The 6,508-nt window shown below is 68.2% G+C and carries 6 protein-coding genes; 2 read left to right on the forward strand and 4 right to left on the reverse strand.

The window, feature by feature from the left end; translation table 11 throughout:
* Positions 1-6: 6 nt before the first annotated feature.
* Positions 7-363 carry an iron chaperone gene (locus ACFWFP_RS34200; protein WP_379302099.1) on the forward strand — a complete coding sequence of 119 codons (357 nt, stop codon included), beginning with the start codon at positions 7-9 and terminating at the stop codon, positions 361-363.
* Here ACFWFP_RS34200 and ACFWFP_RS34205 read toward each other — a convergent pair whose 3' ends face one another.
* The 3 genes from ACFWFP_RS34205 to ACFWFP_RS34215 all read right to left on the reverse strand — a co-directional run bounded on the left by ACFWFP_RS34205 (position 364) and on the right by ACFWFP_RS34215 (position 3,258).
* Positions 364-1,494 (reverse strand): NDMA-dependent alcohol dehydrogenase, encoded by a 1,131-nt coding sequence (locus ACFWFP_RS34205; protein WP_379302101.1) that lies wholly within the window; start codon positions 1,492-1,494, stop codon positions 364-366.
* A gap of 104 nt (positions 1,495-1,598) precedes the next feature.
* A complete protein-coding gene (locus ACFWFP_RS34210; protein WP_379302103.1) occupies positions 1,599-2,123 on the reverse strand; it encodes a DinB family protein in 525 nt (174 codons plus the stop codon).
* A 70-nt stretch (positions 2,124-2,193) separates the two neighbouring features.
* Positions 2,194-3,258, reverse strand: coding sequence for a phosphotransferase family protein (locus ACFWFP_RS34215; RefSeq protein ID WP_379302111.1), 1,065 nt, complete (start codon positions 3,256-3,258; stop codon positions 2,194-2,196).
* Positions 3,259-3,328: 70 nt separating this feature from the next.
* On the opposite strand from ACFWFP_RS34215, the gene pabB reads away from it, so the two are divergent.
* Complete coding sequence (gene pabB, locus ACFWFP_RS34220; protein WP_379302105.1) at positions 3,329-5,389, forward strand: aminodeoxychorismate synthase component I; 2,061 nt, start codon at positions 3,329-3,331, stop codon at positions 5,387-5,389.
* 69 nt (positions 5,390-5,458) lie between these two features.
* Here pabB and ACFWFP_RS34225 read toward each other — a convergent pair whose 3' ends face one another.
* Positions 5,459-5,950 (reverse strand): hypothetical protein, encoded by a 492-nt coding sequence (locus ACFWFP_RS34225; RefSeq protein ID WP_378996359.1) that lies wholly within the window; start codon positions 5,948-5,950, stop codon positions 5,459-5,461.
* Between the last annotated feature and the right edge of the window lie 558 nt (positions 5,951-6,508).

Raw genomic sequence — 6,508 nt, forward strand, 5'->3', positions numbered from 1 at the left:
GAGGACATGGCCGAGAAACCCGACTCCGTCGACACCTATCTGGCGGCCCAACCGCCGTCGGAGCGCGCTGTCCTGCAGCGGATCCGCGACACGATTCACCGCGCGGTGCCCGCCACGGGCGAGAAGATCAGCTACGCCATCCCGGCCGCCACCATCGACGGCCGGGTGTTCATCTTCTTCGCGGGCTGGAAGTCCCACGTGAGCGTGTACCCCGTCCCCGAGGGGGACGAAGCGTTCGAGAAAGCCATCGCCCCCTACAACTCGGGCCGTGGCACCTTGAAATTCCCACTCGGCGAACCGATTCCGTACGACCTGATCGCCCAGGTCGCGGTCCGCCTCGCCGAGCGGGCAGGCCGGAGCTGACTACCAGTCGGCTTCGGTGAAGCGGATGATGCCGCGAATGTTCTTGCCGTCCAGCATGTCCTGGTAGCCCTGGTTGATCTCTTCGAGCGAGTAGCTGCGCGTGACCATATCGTCGAGATTGAGCTGGCCCGCCTTGTAGAGCGCGAGCAGACGCGGCGCGTCCTGACGGGCGTTGCCGCCACCGAAGATCGTGCCCTTCACCGTCTTCTGCAACATCGACAGCAGGAAGCTGTTCATCTTGACGTCGCCGGCGTCCATGCGGCCCATCGAGGTAACGACGAGAGTGCCCGCCTTGCCGGTGAGGATCAGGCCCTCTTCGACGTAGTCGCCGTGCATCTCACCCATGGTGAGGATGACCTTCTCGGCCATCCGACCCTCGGTGGCCTCGATCATCGGCATGATCGCGGCGGCCATGCTCTCGTAGGTGTGGGTGGCGCCGAACTTCTGCGCCTGTTCCCGCTTCCACGGATTCGGGTCGATGGCGATGACCTTCGACGCGCCGGCGAGCACCGCCCCTTGCAGCGCGCTCATACCGACGCCGCCGATACCCGCGATCACCACGGTCTCACCCGGCTGCACCTGCGCCACATGGGTCGACGATCCGAACCCGGTCGGCACGCCGCAGCCGACGAGGCAGGCCACCTCGAACGGGATGGTGGGGTCGATCTTCACCACGGAGGTGTGGTGCACCGTCATGTACGGGGAGAACGTGCCGAGCAGGCACATCGGGATGACGTTCTCACCACGCGCCTGGATGCGGTACGTGCCGTCCGAAATCGCCTGTCCCATCAGCAGTCCGGCGCCCAGGTCGCACAGCGCCATGTTGCCCGCGACACACGCGGGACAGCGCCCGCACGCGGGGATGAACGACAGGATGACGTGGTCGCCCACGGCCAGGTCGGCCGGGCAGTTCGGGCCGAGCTTGGTGATCACACCCGCACCCTCGTGCCCACCCATCACCGGGTAGGCCGGCATCGGCGTCGCGCCGGTGACGATGTGATGGTCGGAGTGGCACATGCCCGCCGTTTCCATCCGGATCTGCACTTCACCGGCGACGGGGTCGCCGACCTCGATCTCCTCGACCGACCATTCCTGGTCGGTGCCCCACAGGATCGCGCCCTTCGTCTTCATGCCGGTAGACCTCTCGCCAAGCTCGTGCCTCGTTGTGACTGCACTCACCCTAGCGACAAATCACCGGTTTCTGAAACACGTTCTAGAAAATATTCGAGAGATTTCTATCCGCGCACGTCATGGACGTGGTGCACGAGGTCGTGCACGAAGTACCGACCCAGCGAGGTGACAGTGAACAGCGATCCGTCGCTGCGCGCGCCCCGCAGATCGAGCCGATCGGCGGGCACCGCGCCGAACGCGGCGGCCACCCGATCGGCGGCAAGCGCCAGTTCCCGCGCGACTACGGCGGGGTCCTGCTGGTCGTAGCGATCGGCGACGGCGGTCGCGTCCTGATCCCAGTTCTCGAACCGCGGCGCCTCGACACCGTCACCGTCGAGCATCAGCGCGAGCCTGGTGTCGAAGATCCGGCACACATCGCGCACGTGCGCGCCGTATTCGAGAACAGACCAGGTCAGCTCGTCGGGACGCACTCGCGCGTCGTCGCGGTCGAGCGCCGAGCCGATCCGGGTGGCGCTGTCGAGAACGATCTCGGGCACGGCCGAGTACGCGGTGGCCTCGGCCTCGAATCCGCACTCGGAGCAGGCGCGTTCGAGGACCCAGGTCCAGTTCTTGGTGTCGGGGACGATCATGGAAGTCAGCCTAGGATGTCCGCTTCTTGCGCTCCATCGATATCGAGCCAACTATCGGCGAGATCCGGCATCACTCGGCGAGCTGGTTCGCCTGCTCGAAGAGTTCCAGCGTCACCGCGTGCAGGAAGTCGCCGACCGGTTTCGGCGCCTTACCCGCGAACGCCCGCGCGTAGGTGCCCTCGAGGACGATGCCCAGCTTGAAGCAGGCCAGCACGGTGTACCAGGTGACGGCGCTGAGATCGCGGTCGGAGAACTTGCCGTAGTGCTCGATCATCTCCGCCTCGGTCGGCAGACCGCCGACGGTGCCGAGAGTGCCCATCAGGCCCGCCCCGACGGTGCCGGGCTCGGGCCGGGTCGCCAGCTGCCAGCCCAGGTCGAGCAGCGGGTCGCCGATCGTCGACATCTCCCAGTCGACCATCGCCGCCACTTCGGGGCCGTCGTAGTCGAACATCATGTTCGCCAGGTGACAGTCGCCGTGCATGATGCCGGGCATCCAGTCCCTCGGCCGGTGCCGCTCGAGCCAGTCACCGATCCGCTCGACACCGGGGATCCGCGGGCCGGGGTAGCCCTCGTTGGCGTTGTAGGAGTCCAGTTCGCGCAGCCAGCGCGGAACCTGCCGCTCGAGGAAACTCGCGGGACGGCCGTAGTCGTCGAGGCCGAGCGCCTGATAATCGAGGGAGCCGAGCCGGGCGATGGCCTCGACCGCGGACAGACCCATCTGGCGCCGGATCTCGGGATCACCGGCGTGCAGTTCGGGCAGTTCCGTCTGCGGGTTGAAGCCGCGGATGGGCTCCATCAGATAGAACACCGCGCCGATCACCGACTCGTCGTCGCAGGCGGCGATCACCCGGGGCGAGCGCACCTCGGTGTCGGCGATCGCGCGCAGCAGTCGTGATTCCCGGCCGATCACCTCGTTGCTCTTGGCGCGCAGATGCTTGGGCCCGCGCCGCAGCACATACTCGCGCCCACCCCTGGTGAAGCGCAGCATCACGTTCTGGGTGCCGCCGCCGAGAGCGGTGACCGCGTCGAATTCCGTCCCGGGCAAGCCCTGTTCGTCCATCCACCGCCCGATCGCCGCGAAATCGGCGATCGCCGGGTCAACATCGACAGGTTGAGAAACAGCCATGCCGCACATTGTGCCCGCAGATCGCAGGGGACTGCGCGCGAATGCGCACGCGCGCGCCCGGCGTAATGTTTCTGCCACGATGCGCACGCTCTTGATCGACAACTACGACTCGTTCACCTACAACCTCTATCAGCTGATCAGCGAGGTCAACGGGAGCGAGCCGACCGTCGTGCGCAACGACGAGGCCGACGGCTCCCTCGACCTGGGTCAGTTCGACAATGTGGTGATCTCGCCCGGACCCGGCCGCCCGGACCGCGCCCGCGACATGGGGGTGTCGACAGCGCTCATCGCGCAGACCGAGTTGCCGCTGCTCGGCGTCTGCCTCGGCCATCAGGGGATCGTGCTCGGCGCGGGCGGAACCGTGGAGCGCGCGCCACAGGCCAGGCACGGTTTTCTCGATCAGGTGACCCACGACGATCGGGACTTGTTCGCCGGTCTGCCGCAGGGCTTCACCGTGGTGCGCTACCACTCGCTCGCGGCGCGGGAGCCGCTGCCCGCGTCGCTCGAGGTGACCGCGTCGACCAGCGACGGGGTGATCATGGGGGTGCGCCATCGCGAGCGGCCGCAGTGGGGCGTGCAGTTCCACCCCGAGTCGGTGTCGAGTGAGTTCGGCGCCGCGCTGCTGCGCAACTTCGCCGATCTCACCAAAGCGCGCACGCGGGTAGCCGCGTCGGTGGTCGTGCGCGGACCCGCGGCGGTGGCGCCCGTTTCCCGGGAACGATCATTTCGCTTGCGGCACAAAGTGATCGAACGCGCGATCGACACGGAAGCGATCTTCCTGCGCCGATACGCCGACGCGACGAGCGCGTTCTGGCTCGACAGCGAGCACGTGGAACCGGGCCTGGACCGGTTCTCCTTCCTCGGTGACGCGAGCGGGCCGCATGCCGAGATCGTCGGCTATCGGGTCGGCGATGCCCGCGTCACCGTGACGGACATCGCGGGCACCCGTACCGTCGCGGGGACGGTCCTGGACTATCTCGACCGCGAACTCCGGGCGCGGCACTGTGAAACCCCGCCGCTGCCCTTCGATTTCGTGGGCGGCTACGTCGGCTATCTCGGGTACGAGGTGAAGGCCGACTGCGGCGCGAACACCGCGCACCGCTCCCCCACCCCCGATGCCCAGTGGATTTTCGCCGACCGGCTGGTCGTCGTCGACCACGAGGCAGGGCGAACCCACCTGCTCGCCCTGTGCGAACCCGCCACCGAGAGCGACGCCGAGCAATGGCTGCGCGCGACGTCGGTGTCCCTCGACGATCTGCCCACCTGGGTCAATCCCGCCGACCTGCCCGTGCCCGCCGATCCCGACGCCGTGCGGGCGCATCTGGTGCGTGGCCGCGACCGCTACCTCGCCGATATCGCGGTGTGTCAGGACAAGCTGCACGCGGGCGAGTCCTACGAGATCTGTCTCACCGACGCGGTCGCCGTCGCCGCGGCGCCCGATGACGGATTCGCCTTCTACCGGCGACTGCGCCGCTGCAACCCGGCGCCCTACGCCGCCTACCTGCGCTTCGACGCCCTGGATGTGGCGTGCTCCTCGCCGGAGCGGTTCCTGAAGATCGACCGGGACCGGATGGTCGAGAGCAAGCCGATCAAGGGCACCGCCCCGCGCGGACGGACCGCCGACGAGGACGAGCACCTGCGTCGCGCACTGGCCGACGACCCGAAGACCCGGGCCGAGAACCTGATGATCGTCGACCTGTTGCGCAATGATCTGGGCCGCGTCTGCGAAGTGGGTTCGGTGCACGTCCCGAAGCTGATGGACACCGAAACCTATTCCACCCTGCACCAACTGGTGTCGACCGTGCGTGGCACGCTACTTCCCGGCGCCGGGGTGATCGACTGCCTGCGCGCCTGCTTCCCCGGCGGTTCGATGACCGGCGCGCCGAAGCTGCGGACCATGGAGATCCTCGACGAACTGGAAACCCAAGCGCGCGGCATCTATTCGGGCACCATCGGTTTCCTCGGCCTCAACGGCACCGCCGACCTCAACATCGTCATCCGCACGGCCGTCCGCTACGACGACGAGTGGCGAATCGGCGCGGGCGGCGCGATCGTCCTCGATTCCGATCCCGAGGACGAGTACGCGGAAATGGTGCTCAAGGCGGCGGCGACGTTCCGGGCGTTGACTCCCGAGACGTGACTTCGACGCGCGCACGCGGCAACAACGGTTGAGCCACACCGCTGCCGGATCGGCACGGCGGACGCGGGATCAGCGCCGCCGACGCCCGCGCTTGTCCGGCTCCGGTTCCGGTGCGGGTTCCTCGCCCCCACGCCCCGTGATCCGCCCGAGCAACCCGACACCGGGCAGCTTCGCCACCGCGCCGAACACGTCCTCACCCAGGGAGATCATCGCCTCGAGCCGTGGCAGCAACCGGTCGTAGGTGGCGAACACCGGATCCGCCAGCGCCAACGTCCGATCGAGCCGGTCGATCGTGCTGTTGAGCCGGTCGACCGCGATCGACAGGTTCTCCACCAGATCCGGCAATTGCGCGGCCAGCTGCGCCGACGCGGGCGGCAACCGAACCGCCGCATCGAAGGCATACCCCGCAGTCTGCTGAGCGGCATCGATAGCCTGCCCCGCCGCAGTCTGCGCAGCCCCCACCGCCGCCTGAGCCGCCGACAGCAACTCCGCCCCCGGCACCTTCCGCGCCTGCGCCGGAGCAGGTTCCTCCGCGCGCCCCCGCTTCCTCGGGTTCGTCATGACACCACTGTGCCCCAAGGACGCCACAGACGCAGGGAACCACACCCCCACCACCTCGTGTCACCCCCGAACCCCACCACCCGCCCACCCAGACCACACTCCCGACCACACCGTCCACCCCCGAGCCCACACCCAGCCCGTCCCCTCCTCCACAACCCACCACCCACACCCAGCCCGTCCCCGACTCCACAACCCACCGCGCGCACACCCAGCCAGTCCCCGACTTCCACAACCCACCGCGCGTACACCCAGCCTGTCCCCGACTTCCACAACCCACCGCGCGCACACCCAGCCCGTCCCCCACTCCACAACCCACCGCGCGCACACCCAGCCCGTCCCCCACTCCACAACCCACCGCGCGCACACCCAGCCCGTCCCCGACTTCATCAACCCACCGCGCGCACACCCAGCCTGTCCCCGTCTTCAACAACCCACCCAACCCAGCCACCGCACTCCCGACCCCTAGGGAGGGACGGCCACGAAGTGGCCGGTCCGCGGCCGGGCCGCCGGTCAGGCGCCGGTGCGTAGGCGACGAAGGAGCAAGCACCGGTGCCTGAC

It is taken from the genome of Nocardia sp. NPDC060249 (assembly GCF_042728755.1).
Classification (GTDB): Bacteria; Actinomycetota; Actinomycetes; order Mycobacteriales; family Mycobacteriaceae; genus Nocardia.